This is a genomic window from Limnohabitans sp. 15K, from assembly GCF_002778285.1.
In the GTDB taxonomy this organism is placed as follows: Bacteria; Pseudomonadota; Gammaproteobacteria; order Burkholderiales; family Burkholderiaceae_C; genus Limnohabitans_A.
Genome location: NZ_NESM01000002.1, coordinates 125,180 through 140,815 on the forward strand (window position 1 = coordinate 125,180; position 15,636 = coordinate 140,815).

At 56.0% G+C, this 15,636-nt stretch carries 14 protein-coding genes; 2 read left to right on the forward strand and 12 right to left on the reverse strand.

Annotated elements, in window-relative coordinates:
* Positions 1-13: 13 nt before the first annotated feature.
* The 5 genes from rplT to aceA form a co-directional block, all read right to left on the reverse strand.
* Positions 14-376, reverse strand: a complete 363-nt coding sequence (gene rplT, locus B9Z40_RS09420) for a 50S ribosomal protein L20 (protein ID WP_026036460.1) — start codon at positions 374-376, stop codon at positions 14-16.
* 25 nt (positions 377-401) lie between these two features.
* Positions 402-605 carry a 50S ribosomal protein L35 gene (rpmI, locus tag B9Z40_RS09425; RefSeq protein ID WP_100173115.1) on the reverse strand — a complete coding sequence of 68 codons (204 nt, stop codon included), beginning with the start codon at positions 603-605 and terminating at the stop codon, positions 402-404.
* Positions 606-741: 136 nt separating this feature from the next.
* Positions 742-1,338, reverse strand: coding sequence for a translation initiation factor IF-3 (infC, locus tag B9Z40_RS09430; RefSeq protein WP_100173116.1), 597 nt, complete (start codon positions 1,336-1,338; stop codon positions 742-744).
* A gap of 86 nt (positions 1,339-1,424) precedes the next feature.
* A complete protein-coding gene (gene thrS, locus B9Z40_RS09435; RefSeq protein WP_100173117.1) occupies positions 1,425-3,344 on the reverse strand; it encodes a threonine--tRNA ligase in 1,920 nt (639 codons plus the stop codon).
* A gap of 104 nt (positions 3,345-3,448) precedes the next feature.
* On the reverse strand, positions 3,449-4,780 hold the full coding sequence (gene aceA, locus B9Z40_RS09440; protein ID WP_100173118.1) for an isocitrate lyase: 1,332 nt from the start codon (positions 4,778-4,780) through the stop codon (positions 3,449-3,451).
* A gap of 534 nt (positions 4,781-5,314) precedes the next feature.
* Here aceA and B9Z40_RS09445 point away from each other — a divergent pair.
* The gene (locus B9Z40_RS09445) at positions 5,315-5,716 is read left to right on the forward strand and encodes an SWIB/MDM2 domain-containing protein (RefSeq protein ID WP_100173119.1); all 402 of its coding nucleotides are present in this window, start codon (positions 5,315-5,317) and stop codon (positions 5,714-5,716) included.
* Positions 5,717-5,765: 49 nt separating this feature from the next.
* On the opposite strand, the gene B9Z40_RS09450 is transcribed toward B9Z40_RS09445, so the two are convergent.
* A complete protein-coding gene (locus B9Z40_RS09450; RefSeq protein ID WP_100173120.1) occupies positions 5,766-7,469 on the reverse strand; it encodes a thiamine pyrophosphate-binding protein in 1,704 nt (567 codons plus the stop codon).
* Between the two features lie 72 nt (positions 7,470-7,541).
* A complete protein-coding gene (gene clpB / locus B9Z40_RS09455; protein ID WP_100173121.1) occupies positions 7,542-10,148 on the reverse strand; it encodes an ATP-dependent chaperone ClpB in 2,607 nt (868 codons plus the stop codon).
* 85 nt (positions 10,149-10,233) lie between these two features.
* Here clpB and B9Z40_RS09460 point away from each other — a divergent pair, with 85 nt between their 5' ends.
* Positions 10,234-10,785 carry a hypothetical protein gene (locus B9Z40_RS09460; protein ID WP_100173122.1) on the forward strand — a complete coding sequence of 184 codons (552 nt, stop codon included), beginning with the start codon at positions 10,234-10,236 and terminating at the stop codon, positions 10,783-10,785.
* 37 nt (positions 10,786-10,822) lie between these two features.
* Here B9Z40_RS09460 and B9Z40_RS09465 read toward each other — a convergent pair whose 3' ends face one another.
* From B9Z40_RS09465 to B9Z40_RS09485, 5 genes are read right to left on the reverse strand one after another with little or no spacing between them, the layout of a single operon-like run.
* Positions 10,823-11,311, reverse strand: coding sequence for a molybdenum cofactor biosynthesis protein MoaE (locus B9Z40_RS09465; protein WP_100173433.1), 489 nt, complete (start codon positions 11,309-11,311; stop codon positions 10,823-10,825).
* A 4-nt stretch (positions 11,312-11,315) separates the two neighbouring features.
* Positions 11,316-11,567 (reverse strand): MoaD/ThiS family protein, encoded by a 252-nt coding sequence (locus B9Z40_RS09470; protein WP_100173435.1) that lies wholly within the window; start codon positions 11,565-11,567, stop codon positions 11,316-11,318.
* Positions 11,564-12,823, reverse strand: a complete 1,260-nt coding sequence (gene glp, locus B9Z40_RS09475; RefSeq protein WP_199172537.1) for a gephyrin-like molybdotransferase Glp — start codon at positions 12,821-12,823, stop codon at positions 11,564-11,566. Before glp ends, B9Z40_RS09470 begins: the two co-directional genes overlap by 4 nt.
* Before the next feature lie 5 nt (positions 12,824-12,828).
* Complete coding sequence (gene thrC, locus B9Z40_RS09480) at positions 12,829-14,274, reverse strand: threonine synthase (protein WP_100173123.1); 1,446 nt, start codon at positions 14,272-14,274, stop codon at positions 12,829-12,831.
* On the reverse strand, positions 14,274-15,596 hold the full coding sequence (locus tag B9Z40_RS09485; RefSeq protein ID WP_100173124.1) for a homoserine dehydrogenase: 1,323 nt from the start codon (positions 15,594-15,596) through the stop codon (positions 14,274-14,276). The genes thrC and B9Z40_RS09485 overlap by 1 nt, the downstream gene beginning before the upstream one ends.
* Between the last annotated feature and the right edge of the window lie 40 nt (positions 15,597-15,636).

Consider the following 15,636-nt stretch of genomic DNA (forward strand, 5'->3'; position numbering starts at 1 on the left):
GTCACTCATGAAATCAAGCTGCAGCCAATTTGGCTTTGACTTGGTTCACGATGCCAGCAAAAGCGGCCTTGTCGTGCACGGCGATATCCGCCAGCATCTTACGGTCGATTTCGATGGCAGCCTTCTTCAGGCCGTTGGCGAACTGGCTGTAGGTCAGACCGCATTCACGCGCAGCGGCGTTGATACGGGCAATCCACAACTGACGGAACACACGCTTTTTGGTGCGGCGGTCACGGTAGGCGTATTGGCCAGCCTTCATCACCGCCTGTTTGGCGATACGGAAGACATTGCCGCGGCGACCGCGGAAACCTTTTGCAAGGGCCAAAACTTTCTTGTGACGGGCGCGTGCCGTTACACCACGTTTAACGCGAGGCATATTTATTCTCCTTGTTCGTCAGTAATTACAGGCCAGCCATGGGCAGCATTTGCGCGATGTGACCCATATTGGTCTCATGCACAGACACAGCACCGCGAAGGTGGCGCTTGTTTTTGGTGGTCTTCTTGGTCAGGATGTGACGTTTGAAGGCTTGGCCGCGTTTAACGGTTCCACCTGGACGAACACGGAAGCGCTTTTTAGCACTGCTTTTGGTCTTCATCTTGGGCATATCAATGCTCCTTTAATTGTGCTCGTGAGGCGTCTGCAAAAAGTTTGCAGCCTTGTTGGCCCCGAGCCACTTTTAACAAAAGTCACCCGAAAGTGACTTTCGACCCGACCAGCCCGAAAGCCGGTCAAATTCTTTTTTAAACCGACTCAGCAGGCGCCGAAGCGTCTGCAGGCTTGCCGCTGGTAGGCTTTTTACGGCCCGGCGCGATCATCATGATCATCTGGCGACCTTCCAACTTGGGAAACTGCTCCACAATGATCGAATCGGCCAACTCGTCGCGAATCCGGTTCAGCAAGGCGATGCCCAACTCTTGGTGGGTAATCTCGCGGCCACGGAAACGCAAAGTGATCTTGCATTTGTCACCATCTGCCAAAAAGCGGCGGATGTTGCGCATCTTGATGTTGTAGTCACCATCGTCGGTACCGGGACGGAACTTGACTTCTTTGATGTCAATGACCGTTTGCTTGGCTTTGGCTTCTGCCGCACGCTTTTGCTCTTGGTACTTGAACTTGCCGTAATCCATCAAACGGCAAACGGGAGGTGTGGCTGTGGCGGCGATTTCAACCAAGTCCACATCCATCTCACCCGCTAAGCGCAAGGCTTCAGCCAAGGACAAAATGCCCATGGGTTCATTTTCAGGGCCGGAAACACGGACCTCTGGGGCCATGATTTCACGGTTCAAACGGTGTTTACGTTCTTCGCGGTGGCGACGATCACGAAATTCGGTAGCGATGACTCAATCCTTTACGGAACAAAACTGCAACAAGCAGCCTATCCATCTTTGTGCCCACGGGCCAAAGCTTGTGGCGAAACTCACCTTCAGGCTTTAGAAGCGATGTCGGCAGCAATGAGTTCAATGAACGCATCGATCGACATCACACCGAGGTCTTTGTTGCCTCGGGCGCGCACTGCGACGGTACCTGCTGCCTTCTCTTTGTCGCCAGCGACAAGGATGTAAGGCAGCTTTTGCAACGAATGCTCACGTATTTTATACGTGATTTTCTCGTTACGCAGATCCAAATCAACCCTAAGGCCTTGATTTGACACTGATTTTTGCAGTTTTGCAGCGATTTCACGACAGTAATCTGCCTGGGCATCGGTGATGTTGAGCACCGACACCTGCAAAGGCGCAAGCCAAGTGGGCAAGGCGCCAGCGTGCTGTTCAACCAAAATACCGATGAATCGCTCCATACTGCCCACAATCGCGCGGTGCAAGATCACGGGGCGCTGGCGAGAACCGTCTTCGGCCGTGTACTCGGCGTCCAAGCGCTCGGACAGGTTGAAGTCGACTTGGATCGTGCCGCACTGCCACTCACGACCAATCGCGTCCTTCAAGGTGTATTCGATCTTGGGGCCATAAAAAGCGCCGTCGCCTTCCGAAATCACAAACTCACATCCTGAGTGACGCAAGCTGTCCATCAAAGCTTTTTCAGCCTTGTCCCACAACTCATCCGATCCAATGCGGGCCGCCGGACGTGTGGAGACCTTGAACAAAATATTGGTGAACCCGAAGTCTGCGTAGACTTTTTTGAGCACCTGGGTGAAGGTGTCGCACTCGGGCAGAATTTGGTCTTCGGTACAAAAAATGTGGCCATCGTCTTGCGTGAAACCACGCACACGCATGATGCCGTGCAAGCCGCCGGAAGGCTCGTTGCGGTGACATTGGCCGAATTCACCGTAACGCAAAGGCAAATCACGGTAACTCTTGATGCCTTGCTTAAAGATGAGGATGTGGCCCGGGCAGTTCATCGGCTTCAAGGCGTAATCGCGCTTTTCCGACTCGGTGGTGAACATGTTGTCGCGGTACTTGTCCCAGTGACCGGTTTTTTCCCAGAGGGATTTGTCCAGAATCTGCGGGCCCTTGACTTCTTGGTAGCCGCTGTCGCGGTAAACCTGGCGCATGTACTGCTCCACGGTTTGCCAGACGGTCCAGCCTTTGGGGTGCCAAAACACCAAACCTGGGGCGTGCTCGTCAATGTGGAACAAGTCGAGTTCGCGACCCAATTTGCGGTGGTCGCGCTTTTCGGCCTCTTCCAAGCGTGTCAAGTACAGCTGCAGGTCATCTTTGCTGGCCCAAGCTGTGCCGTACACGCGCTGCAACATTTCGTTTTTGCTGTCTCCGCGCCAGTAGGCACCCGCCACTTTCATCAGCTTGAAATGCTTGAGCTTGCCGGTGCTGGGGACGTGAGGTCCACGGCACAAGTCTTCGAATGCGCCTTCACGGTACAAGCTCACCTCTTGGTCGGCTGGGATACTGCCAATGATTTCGGCCTTGTAATGCTCCCCTATGGCCTTGAAATGGGCCACCGCTTCATCGCGCGGCAAAACACGGCGCACAACAGGCTCGTCCTTGTTGGCCAACTCGGTCATGCGTTTTTCGATCGCCACCAAGTCTTCAGGCGTGAAGGAGCGGCTGTACGAAAAGTCGTAATAGAAGCCGTTTTCAATGACGGGGCCGATGGTGACCTGCGCTTCGGGAAACAAGTCCTTCACGGCGTAAGCCAACAAGTGGGCTGTTGAGTGACGAATCAGCTCCAGGCCTTCGGGGTCTTTGGCGGTGACGATCGACAAATTGGCGTTGGCGGCCATGCTGAAACTGGTGTCCACCAGTTGGCCGTTGACTTTGCCTCCCAATGCCGCTTTGGCCAAGCCAGCGCCAATGGAGGCGGCCACGTCAGCCACGGTCACAGGACCGGGAAATTCGCGCAATGAACCGTCGGGAAGAGTGATCTGAACCATGTGTCTACAAGTAAAAAAGCGCGGCAAAGGCCGCGCTTGGAAGGGATGTCTAAACGCTGAGGACAGATTTTACGCCGCCCTCGCCTTCAGCTCGCCAAAATGGATCAGTGGAACTGCTCTTCTTCTGTCGAACCGGTGAGGGCCTTCACGCTGGAAGAACCGCCTTGGATCACAGTGGTCACGTCATCGAAGTAACCCGCGCCGACTTCTTGCTGGTGCGACACGAAGGTGTAACCCTTGTCGCGTGCTGCGAATTCAGGCTCTTGCACCATGTTGACGTAGTGCTTCATGCCTTCGCCGTTGGCGTAGGCATTGGCGAACTGGAAGGTGTTGTACCAATTGATGTGGATACCGGCCAATGTGATGAACTGGTACTTGTAGCCCAATGCTGACAAGTCTTCTTGGAACGAAGCGATTTGGCTGTCGTTGAGGTTCTTCTTCCAGTTGAAAGAAGGTGAGCAGTTGTAAGACAAGAGCTTGCCTGGGCATGCAGCGTGCACAGCTTGTGCGAATTCGCGGGCAAAGCCGATGTCTGGCACGCCTGTTTCGCACCACACCAAGTCAGCATAAGGCGCGTAAGCCACGCCACGGCTGATGGCTTGCTCCAAACCGTTTTTGACGCGGTAAAAACCTTCTTGTGTGCGCTCGCCAGTCAAGAAAGGCTTGTCGTTGGCGTCGTGGTCAGACGTGATCAAGTTGGCCGCTTCGGCATCGGTGCGGGCCAACACGATGGTGGATGTACCCATGACGTCCGCCGCGAAACGTGCAGAGATCAATTTCTCGCAAGCTTCTTGGGTGGGCACCAACACTTTGCCGCCCATGTGGCCACACTTCTTCACCGCAGCCAATTGGTCTTCGAAGTGAACGCCAGCAGCACCAGCAGAGATCATGTTCTTCATCAATTCGAAAGCGTTCAACACGCCACCGAAACCGGCTTCAGCGTCAGCGACGATGGGCAAGAAGTAGTCGATGAATTCTTTGTCGCCGGGGTTGATGCCACGGCCCCACTGGATTTCGTCGGCGCGTTTGAATGTGTTGTTGATGCGGCGAACCATGGTGGGCACAGAGTCATACGCGTAGAGCGATTGGTCTGGGTACATGGTTTCGGACGAATTGCCGTCGGCCGCGACTTGCCAGCCCGAGAGGTAAACCGCTTCCAAACCAGCTTTGGCTTGTTGCATGGCCTGACCCGCACTGATGGCGCCGAAAGAATTGACGTAGCCTTTTTTGGCACCGCCGTTGACTTTGTCCCAGAGCTTTTCTGCGCCGCGCTTGGCCAGTGTGTGCTCGATGGGCATGCTGCCGCGCAAACGCACGACGTCAGCAGCAGAGTAACCACGCTTCACACCTTTCCAGCGTGGGTTGGTGGCCCAGTCCTTTTCGAGGGCTGCGATTTGTTGTTCACGGCTGAGTTGTTCGGTGAGGTTAGCGGGCATGAGAAGACTCCTAAAGTCAATTTGAAATCGGGCGATTTGGGCAGCGAATTCTGCTTTGTCGGCGCCTCAATCTTAACTCTTATAGAAGAGTTATTTTCATTCTTATGTCTTATACAAGACTTATTTTTTATCATTTAAAAACAATGACTTAGACAAAATATTTCACGATATGATTGTGCATTTCCCATATTGAGAAAAGTTTTAACGCTCGAATACAGGGTTTTTTTGCAATATGAAACGACCAGAAGAATAATGAAATCACGGATCTTCAAAAAACACATCAGAACCCAGTTCAAAGAACGCAAATCAGTCATGCGGAAAAAATGACAAGGACTCATCAAAGCTGAAGACTTTGAAAAAAGAGATGTCCTAGCGCAAACAAATCGCACAAGACCTTAAAAAAATCAGGATCAACCCCTATAGAAAAAATGAAAAATTGACTTGGAAAGCGCCTCTTTCTCCAGTAGCATTCAATCAGCTGGAAACAAACTGTTACTCAGCAACGAACTCACTTCCGACCCTAGGAACAACATCATGGCAACTGCGAAAAAAACCCCGGCAAAAAAAGCTGCTCCCGCTACCAAAGCAGCTCCAGCGAAAAAAGCTGCTCCTGCTAAAAAAGTGGCTGCAAGCGCTCCTAAAGCTGCGGCAAAAGCCCCAGCCAAAAAAGCTGCTCCTGCAGTCAAACGCACACCCAATCCTGCTTTCATGAAAGCATTGACCCCCAGCGCTGCATTGGCTGCTGTGGTGGGCGCAACCCCACTGCCACGCACTGAAGTGGTCAGCAAAATGTGGGTCTACATCAAGAAGCACAACCTGCAAGACAGCGTGAACCGCCGTGCGATCAACGCAGACGACAAGCTCAAGGCTGTATTTGGCAAAGCACAAGTCACCATGTTCGAAATGGCTGGCTTGATTGGCAAGCACCTGAAATAATTCAGACAAGCCCCAACAAAAAAAACCCGCCAAGGCGGGTTTTTTGTTGTCAGGCCCCAGCCGCTTGTTTGGCCAAGGCCGCTTGAGTGATGGCACTCAAGGTGCCGCGTGTGGTGATCACCTCAGGATCAAGCATCACCTCCATCAGCGTGCCTTGAGGGCGCGCCAGAGCCTCCAGCAAGGCCACTTCAAAACCTTCGGTTTGAGTGATGCGCACACCCGCATAGCCGTAAGCCTGTGCCAAAGCGACAAAATCGGGGTTTTGCAGTTTTGATCCGGTTGAATGCTCAGGGTACTCGCGCTCTTGGTGCATGCGGATGGTGCCGTACATGCCGTTGTTGAGCAAGACAATGATGCTTTTACCGCCATGCTGAACCGCTGTGGCCAACTCTTGACCGTTCATCAAAAAGTCCCCGTCCCCAGCGATGGTGAATGCGAGCCGACCCGTCAACAAGTTGGCGGCAATGCCTGCGGGAACCCCATAACCCATGGCCCCCACGGTGGGCGCCAACTGGGTTTTGTGACCTTTGACCAAGCCATGGTGTTTGTAAAAACGGTGCATCCAGCTGGCAAAGTTACCCGCACCATTGGTCAGCACCGCATCGGCAGGCAGGTGCTTTTGCAGCGTCGCAACAATGGCGGGCATGTCGATGGCGCCAGGCAGCGTTTGCGGTTGCAAGTTGCCCAAATAATCCGCATGAGCGGCCTTCGTCCAATCGGTCCACGGCACTTCGGGCGGTGCAGTCAAGACTTCCAGGCTGCGAGCTGCCGCGTTCATGGTGGCATTAATGGCCAAATCGGCTTGGTAAACACGGTTGAGCTCTTCTGCACTGGCGTGGATGTGCACCAGCTTTTGTTGGGTTTTAGGCGCTTGCAACAAGGTGTAGCCACCCGTGGTCATCTCGCCCAAACGTGGGCCTATGGCGATGATCAAATCGGCGTCGCGCACGCGCTGGGCCAGCGCTGGACCAATGCCAATACCCACATCACCCGCGTACAAGGGATGGTGGTTGTCAAACGTGTCTTGAAAGCGGAAAGCGTTGGTGACGGGCAACTGCCAGTTTTCGGCAAATCGCTCCAACGCTTGTGCCGATTGCACGGTCCAGCCACCGCCACCCGCGATCACCAAAGGCTTGCGAGAAGCCAACAGCATGTCGCGCAGGGTGCGGAGAGACCCTGGGTCACTCCAAGCTTGTATGGGCTCCAAGCGGGGCAAAGGCTCAGACTTGACGGGCTGTGTCAACATGTCTTCGGGCAAGACCAAAACCACAGGGCCGGGACGGCCGTTCATGGCTGTGGCAAAAGCGCGAGCCACGTACTCAGGCAAGCGCTCAGGGTCGTCTACGCGCTCGACCCGCTTGGCCATGCCTTTGGTCGAGGGTCCGAAGAAGTGGGTGTAATCCATTTCCTGAAAAGCCTCACGGTCGCGCGTGTCGCTGGCCACGTCGCCCACAAACAAAATCATGGGTGTTGAGTCCTGGAACGCGGTGTGCACGCCAATGGACGCGTTGGTGGCGCCAGGACCCCGGGTCACAAAACAAATACCTGGACGGCCTGTGAGTTTGCCTTGTGCCTCGGCCATGTAAGCAGCGCCACCCTCTTGTCGGCAGGTCACAAACTGGATGGCCTCGCGGTGCAAGTGAAAGCCATCCAGCACCGCCAGATAACTTTCACCGGGCACGCCAAAAGCATGGGTAACGCCTTGGGCCAAGAGGCATTCAACGAGCAGGTGGCCAGCAATTTTTGAAGTCATGCCGCATTGTGCCCAACACCGCCGCGCCAGTCTGTCACGGCTGTGCTTGAAGGACGGTTGGCCAGAGGGCCATCAAAGCGCTTGCTCAACCACTTTGAAATCGAATTGCCCAGGGTTTTGCACCGGGTCCACCGACACCTCGATGCTGCATTTGGGTGGGAAGCGACCTTCCAGCAACAGCTTGGACAAGGGGTTCTCCAAGCGCTGCTGGATCGCCCGCTTCAAGGGGCGTGCACCAAATACCGGGTCAAACCCCACTTTGGCCAATTCCGACAAGGCCGCAGGACTGACGACCAAGCTTAAATCCATGCGAGCCAGTCGGGCTTGCAAGACCTTCAGTTGGATTTCAGCAATGCTGGCGATGTGGTCGGCATCCAAACCGTGGAAGACCACCGTCTCGTCAATGCGGTTCAAAAATTCGGGCCGGAAATGGGTCTTGAGTTCATCCCATACCGCATCCTTGATGTCTTCGGCAGGCTGCCCCACCATCGACTGGATCAGGTGCGACCCCAAGTTGGAGGTCATCACAATGACGGTGTTTTTGAAGTCCACCGTACGGCCTTGACCGTCGGTCAGTCGGCCATCGTCCAGCACTTGCAGCAAGACATTGAACACGTCGGGGTGGGCTTTTTCGACCTCGTCGAGCAGCAACACGCTGTAGGGTTTGCGACGCACAGCTTCGGTCAGGTAACCGCCCTCCTCGTAGCCCACGTAGCCCGGAGGCGCACCGATCAAGCGGGCCACCGAATGCTTTTCCATGAACTCACTCATGTCCATGCGGATCAGGTGGTCCTCGCTGTCAAACAAAAACCCTGCCAAGGCTTTGCACAATTCTGTTTTGCCCACGCCTGTGGGGCCCAGGAAAAGGAAAGAGCCCGTGGGTCGGTTCGGATCGGACAAGCCCGAGCGCGAGCGGCGAATGGCGTTGGCCACAGCGGCAATCGCTTCATCTTGGCCCACCACGCGCTGGTGCAGTTTGTCTTCCATCTGCAAGAGTTTTTCGCGTTCGCCCTGCATCATTTTCGACACCGGGATGCCCGTGGCACGAGAGACCACTTCGGCAATTTCCTCGGCGCCCACTTGGGTGCGCAACAAACGGTGCACCGGTTTTTCGCCTGGTGCAGACTCTTTGGCTTGGACTTCTTTGAGTGTTTTCTCCAAAGCGGGCAGCTTGCCGTACTGGAGCTCAGCCACTTTGTTGAAATCGCCCTTGCGCGTCAGTTCTTCGATTTGCTGGCGCAGTTGATCGATTTCTTCTCGCACCTGCTGGCCCCCTTGGGCTTGGGCTTTTTCGGCTTGCCAAATTTCCTCAAGGTCAGCCGACTCCTTTTTGAGCTTGACAATTTCTTCTTCGATCAAGTCAAAACGCTTTTGAGAGGCCTCATCGTGCTCTCTGCGCACGGCTTCCCGCTCGATTTGGAGCTGGATCAAACGGCGATCGAGTTTGTCCATGACCTCGGGCTTGGAATCGATCTCGATTTTGATTTTGGCAGCAGCCTCATCGATCAGGTCAATGGCTTTGTCTGGCAAGAACCGGTCGGTGATGTAACGGTGGCTCAACTCCGCTGCGGCCACGATGGCCGGATCGGTGATGTCCACGCCGTGGTGAATTTCATACTTCTCTTGCAGGCCGCGCAAGATGGCGATGGTGGCCTCAACCGAGGGTTCGTTGACCAAGATCTTCTGAAAACGGCGCTCCAAAGCAGCATCTTTTTCAATGTATTTGCGGTATTCGTCGAGTGTGGTCGCGCCCACACAATGCAGCTCGCCCCTTGCCAGAGCGGGTTTGAGCATGTTGCCCGCGTCCATCGCCCCTTCAGCCTTGCCTGCCCCAACCATGGTGTGCAGCTCGTCAATGAATACGATGGTTTGGCCTTCGTCTTTGGCCAACTCGCTGAGCACGGTTTTCAGGCGCTCTTCAAACTCGCCCCTGAACTTGGCCCCGGCGAGCAAAGCGGCCATGTCGAGTGACAAAACGCGCTTGCCTTTGAGCGAATCGGGCACCTCGCCTGCCACGATGCGCTGAGCCAGCCCCTCCACAATCGCGGTCTTGCCGACGCCAGGCTCGCCGATCAGGACGGGGTTGTTTTTGGTGCGGCGCTGCAAGACTTGGATCGCGCGGCGAATCTCGTCATCGCGGCCAATCACCGGATCCAACTTGCCCATCCGGGCCCGCTCGGTCAGGTCAATGCAGTACTTTTTCAGGGCTTCACGCTGACCTTCGGATTCTGCGCTGCCCACGTTTTGACCACCCCGCACCGCGTCGATGGCAGCCTCCAGGCTCTTTCGGCTCATGCCCTGCTCTTTGACCAAACGACCGATTTCACCTTTTTGGTCGGTCAGGGCCAACAAAAAGAGTTCGCTGGCAATAAACGCATCGCCCCGTTTGATGGACTCCTTCTCAGCTGCTTGCAGCAGTTTGGCCAAGTCGGGTCCTACTTGCACTTGGTCTTGACCCGTGACTTTGGGCAAACGGTTCACAGCCGTCTCGGCTGCCAACAGAAGGCCCGGCACCTGAACACCTGCGCGCATCAGCAAAGATTTGGGGCCGTCGTCTTGTTTGAGCATCGCCAACAGGACGTGTGCAGGCTCAATGTAAGCATGGTCGCCGCCCAAGGCCAATGACTGCGCATCGGACAGGGCTTCGTGAAATTTGGTCGTCAGTTTGTCTAAGCGCATGAAAGTTCTCCAATGGGACCTAGCTTGGGGGTCATTGGCCATTTTCAAGCGGCTGAGGCTGTGCTTTCTTGCCTAAAATCAAGGAATGCAGATCCACCAGCTGTCCATCAGCCACGACGAAGTCCACGACCGCTTGTTGGTGCGCCTGAACACACAAGATGCGCAGGAGTACCGTTTTTGGCTCACCCGGCGAATGGCGCTTCGTTTGCTGCCGGCACTGAACCAGTCGGTGCTTCGATTGGAAGCCGCGCAGCCCGGGGTGGCCGCCTCAGACAGCCGTGCGCAGCAAATTTTGGCCGACATCCAGCGCGATGCTTTTTTGCAAACAGCCGATTTCACCACGCCCTATGACGCCCAAGCACAAAGGTTGCCTTTGGGTGCAGAGCCGATGCTGGTGACCGATGTGCAATTGAGTCTTCAAACGAATGGCAGCTTGGAAGTCGTTTTTCAGCAAAAGCTGGGGGAATCGGTTCAATCTTGTCACCTGAACTTGCAAGCAAGTTTGGTTCATGGCTTGATCCATTTGGCACAAGAAACCCTGGTCAAGGCCGATTGGGAAATGGCAGCGCAGCCAAAGTCCATCGGACACGAGTCAACCCCAAAATTGACGATGGATCCGACGGTTTACAAACATTGAGCCGTCTCACGCGCGGTCATCCAGCCAAGCGGTGGTTTCAGCTGTTGCTGCGCTCAATGCCCCAACGGGCCAAGGCCGAATCGTCTGAAACGCGGGCGTCCACCCAATGCGAGCCCTGCGGGGTTTGCTCTTTTTTCCAAAACGGCGCTTGGGTTTTGAGGTAGTCCATCAAAAACTCGCAGGCCTTGAAACTCTCACCCCGGTGCGCCGAGGTCACGGCCACCATCACAATTTGGTCCGCGGGCAGCAAACGGCCCACACGGTGCACCACACGGGCGGCATAAAAATCGAAGCGCTGATGGGCTTCAGCGATCATGACTTCGATCGATTTTTCGGTCATGCCGGGGTAATGCTCCAGTTCCATGGCCTGAACCTCATCAGCGGCCTGCCCGGTGAGTGCACGGGTGTCGCGCACCGTGCCCACAAAACTGCACACCGCGCCCACGCGCAGATCTTGCGCTCGCAGGGCTTCGATCTCTTGTGACAAATCGAAGTCTTCGGTCTGAATGCTCACGGAAGGGCGCATGCGGTCAACCACCGGTCACAGGTGGGAAAAATGCCACTTCGCCATCAGCCACCAGAGGCGTACCGTCGCTGGCCATGACTTGGTTGACAGCCACACGCACAGGCAAACCGATGGCCAAACATTGCGCATAAGCACCACCACGGGCAATCAAGGCTTGGCGAAGGCTGGCCACATCCTGGGCAGAAGTCTCCACCGTTTCTGTGCCCACACCCATGGTTTCCCGCAAGGAAGCGAAATACCGGACTTGAATTTTCATGACAGCCATTCCGAAAAAGACCAAAAACTGAGCATGTCGCCCTGGGCAATGGTTTGTCCGCCGGGATTGTCCACCACGCCATCGCCCCAAACCACCGAGGTCAAAACCCCAGAGCTTTGGTTCGGGAACAAATCCAGACCGCCTTGTGCGTTGCGGCGAACCCGCAAAAACTCTCGCCGCTTGTCCGCCTTGGGCAAGTCAAAGTGGGCAGGCAAATAACAAGGCACAGGCGGCTTTGGCGTCGCACCTTGAAGGGCCAAGATCAAAGGTTTGACCAACAGCAAAAAAGTGATGTAGCTCGACACCGGATTGCCTGGCAAACCCACAAAGTGAGCGGAGCCTGCCGAACGATCGCGGCGCACATGGCCATAGGCGAAAGGCTTGCCGGGCTTCATGGCAATTTGCCACAGTGCCAAGTCGCCCAAAGATTGCACCGCAGGCTTGACGTGGTCTTCCTCGCCCACCGACACACCGCCACTGGTCACGATCAAATCATGTTGTTCGGCTGCGGTTTGGAGGGCCGCGACCGTGGCTTCGCGGCGATCCGGAACAATGCCCAAGTCGCTCACCTCACAACCCATGCGCTGCAACAAGGCGCGCAAGAAGAATCGGTTGGAGTTGTAAATGGCCCCAGGCCGCATGTCCCCAGGCGCCACATCGCCAGGCATGACCAACTCATCGCCCGTTGAAAACAAAGCCACTTTGGGCCGCGCCACGACTTGCAAATGCGCGAGGCCCAAGCTGGCGGCCAATCCCAATTCGGCAGGGCCCAATTTCTGGCCGCGCTTGAGCACGGTATCGCCCGTTTGGACATCCTCTCCGCTGCGTCGAACCCACTGACCCGCCTCGGCTGTTGTCAAAAAGCGCACCCTGCTGGCATCTGACGTCGACACAGACTCAGTTTGCTCTTGCATCACGATGGCATCGGCCCCAGGCGGCACAGGGGCTCCAGTGAAAATGCGCGCGGTTTGGCCGGGCAACAGGGCTTCGCCAAAATGGCCCGCCGGAATGCGCTGTGTCACCGTCAACTCGGCACCCATGTGTTGCACATCGGCACTGCGCACGGCGTAACCGTCCATCGACGAGTTGTCAAAAGCGGGCACTTGCAAGGAGGACACCACATCTTGCGCCAGGACACGGCCATCGGCATCGAAAGTAGCCACGGTTTCAGACGTTTGCAGTGGCCTGATGTGGGACAACAACGACTTCAGTGCGTCGTCGAGCGACATCAAAGTAGCGCGAGGGGCGGTGCTCATGGGTTTCAGTCGCAATGCTCGGTGATGTAGGCCTTGATCAAATCCACATCTGCCGCCATCACCTGTACCCGCTTGGGCAGGGCTTCGATGCCTTCAAACTGCGGTGGGCGATCGGGTTGACGGCCCAAGGCTTCCACGATGGTGGCTGCGAACTTGATGGGCAAAGCGGTTTCCAGCACGATCATGGGCACTTGAGGTGTCAGGTGCTCTTTGGCCACTTTCACGCCATCGGCGGTGTGGGTGTCGATCATCAAGCCGTAGCTGGCAAAAACCTGCTGAATGGTCTTCAGACGGTCAGCGTGGGTGCTGCGGCCGCTGTCAAAACCATACGTTGTGGCCGCTTGGGCAAAGCGCGCATCGGCCGACAGGTCGAAGAAGCCTTGCGTGCTCAGGCCTTCGCCAAAGATGGCTTTGGTTTTGGCGGCATCCCGTTCCAGCAGGTCAAACACAAAGCGTTCGAAGTTGCTGGCTTTGGAAATGTCCATGGACGGGCTGGAGGTCTCGTGTGTATCGGCCGTGCCGCGCACGCGGTAAATGCCCGTGCGGAAAAACTCGTCCAGCACATCGTTTTCGTTGGTCGCGACCACCAAGCGGTCAATCGGCAAACCCATCATGCGGGCCACATGGCCTGCGCACACGTTGCCAAAGTTGCCACTGGGCACCGTGAAGCTGACCTTTTGCTCGTTGCTTTGGGTGGCCTGAAAGTAACCGGCAAAGTAATAGACAACCTGGGCCAACAAACGCGCCCAGTTGATGGAGTTGACGGTTCCGATTTTGTATTTGCGCTTGAAATCCAGATCGTTGGAGACGGCCTTGACGATGTCCTGGCAGTCATCGAACACACCTTCAATGGCGATGTTGTGGATGTTCTCGTCGAGCAGGCTGAACATTTGGGCTTGCTGGAACGGGCTCATGCGACCGTTTGGGCTGGTCATGAAAACGCGCACACCCTTTTTGCCGCGCATGGCGTACTCAGCCGCGCTGCCGGTGTCGCCAGACGTGGCCCCAAAAATGTTCAAGGCTTCACCGCGCCGCGCCAGCTCGTATTCAAACAAGTTGCCCAGCAACTGCATGGCCATGTCTTTGAAGGCCAAAGTGGGTCCGTTGGACAAGGCTTCCAGATACATGTCGGGCTGGGCTTGGCCAACAGCCTTCAATGGCTTGAGCGGCACGATTTCCGGGGTGCCAAACACTTCAGCGGTGTAGGTCTTGCGGCACAAAGCCTGCAGGTCGCTGGCTGGAATGTCGTCGATGTAGAGCGACAAGACCTCAAAGGCCAAGTCTGCATAACCTTGGCTTTGCCAGACACCGCGCAAGCGGGTCAAGGCGGCTGCGTCGATCTGCGGGTAACTTTCAGGCAAGTAAAGTCCGCCGTCAGGTGCCAAGCCTTCGAGCAAAATTTCACAAAATTGTTTGCGGTCCGTGTGACCACGGGTAGACAGGTAGCGCATCAGTTCAACTCTTCTTTGCGAATGCGGACGATGGGTGCCATCACGGTTGGCAGGGCTTGCATTTGGGCCAGCACATCGTTCAAGGTGCCTTCACGGGTGTCGTGGGTCAAAATGATCACGTCGGTCTGGTTTTCGTCGGCTTGGCTGACCTGATCGGCCTCGCGCTGCAAAACCGCGTCGATGCTGATGCCCGCATCGGCCAGCAAGCCGGTCACTTTGGCCAGCACGCCCGCTTGGTCGGCCACGCGCAAACGCAGGTAATAGCTGGTCACCACTTCGGACATGGGCAACACGGCCAAGCTGCTCATGGAACCCGGTTGGAAAGCCAAATGCGGCACGCGGTTGAGCGGGTCGGCTGTGTGCAAACGGGTGATGTCCACCAAATCGGCGATCACCGCGCTGGCGGTGGGCTCGGAACCCGCGCCTTTGCCGTAATACAAAGTGGTGCCCACAGCGTCACCTTGCACCATGACGGCGTTCATGGCGCCTTCGACGTTGGCAATCAAGCGCTGGGTCGGCACCAGGCTGGGGTGCACACGCAGTTCAATGCCCTGAGCGGTGCGCTTGGTGATACCGAGCAGCTTGATGCGGTAACCCAATTGCTCGGCATATTTGATGTCGGCGGCGCCCAACTTCGTGATGCCCTCCACGTAAGCTTTGTCAAACTGAACAGGGATGCCAAAGGCGATCGCACTCATCAAGGTCACTTTGTGGGCAGCGTCCACGCCTTCGATGTCAAAGGTCGGATCGGCTTCGGCATAACCCAAACGTTGGGCTTCTTTGAGCACATCGGCAAAGTCCAGACCCTTGTCGCGCATTTCGGACAAGATAAAGTTGGTGGTGCCGTTGATGATGCCCGCCACCCATTGGATGCTGTTGGCCGTGAGGCCCTCGCGCAGCGCCTTGATGATCGGAATGCCACCGGCGACAGCGGCTTCAAAAGCCACCATCACCCCCTTGGCTTGGGCCGCTGCAAAAATTTCGGTGCCATGCACGGCCAGCAAAGCCTTGTTGGCCGTTACCACATGTTTGCCCGCAGCAATGGCTTCCATCACCAAGGCCTTGGCAATGCCGTAACCACCGATCAGCTCAATGACGATGTCGATCTCAGGGTTGGCAATCACAGCGCGGGCATCACCCACCACCTGAACGCCCTCACCCACCAGGGCTTGAGCACGCGCCACGTCCAAGTCGGCCACCATGGCAATTTCAATGCCACGGCCCGCACGGCGCTGGATTTCTTCTTGGTTGCGCTTGAGTACGTTGAAAGTGCCACTGCCCACAGTGCCCATGCCCAACAGGCCCACTTTGATCGGTTTCATTTTTTAACTTCTTTACTGCTGTGCGCCCGAAATGTTCGGG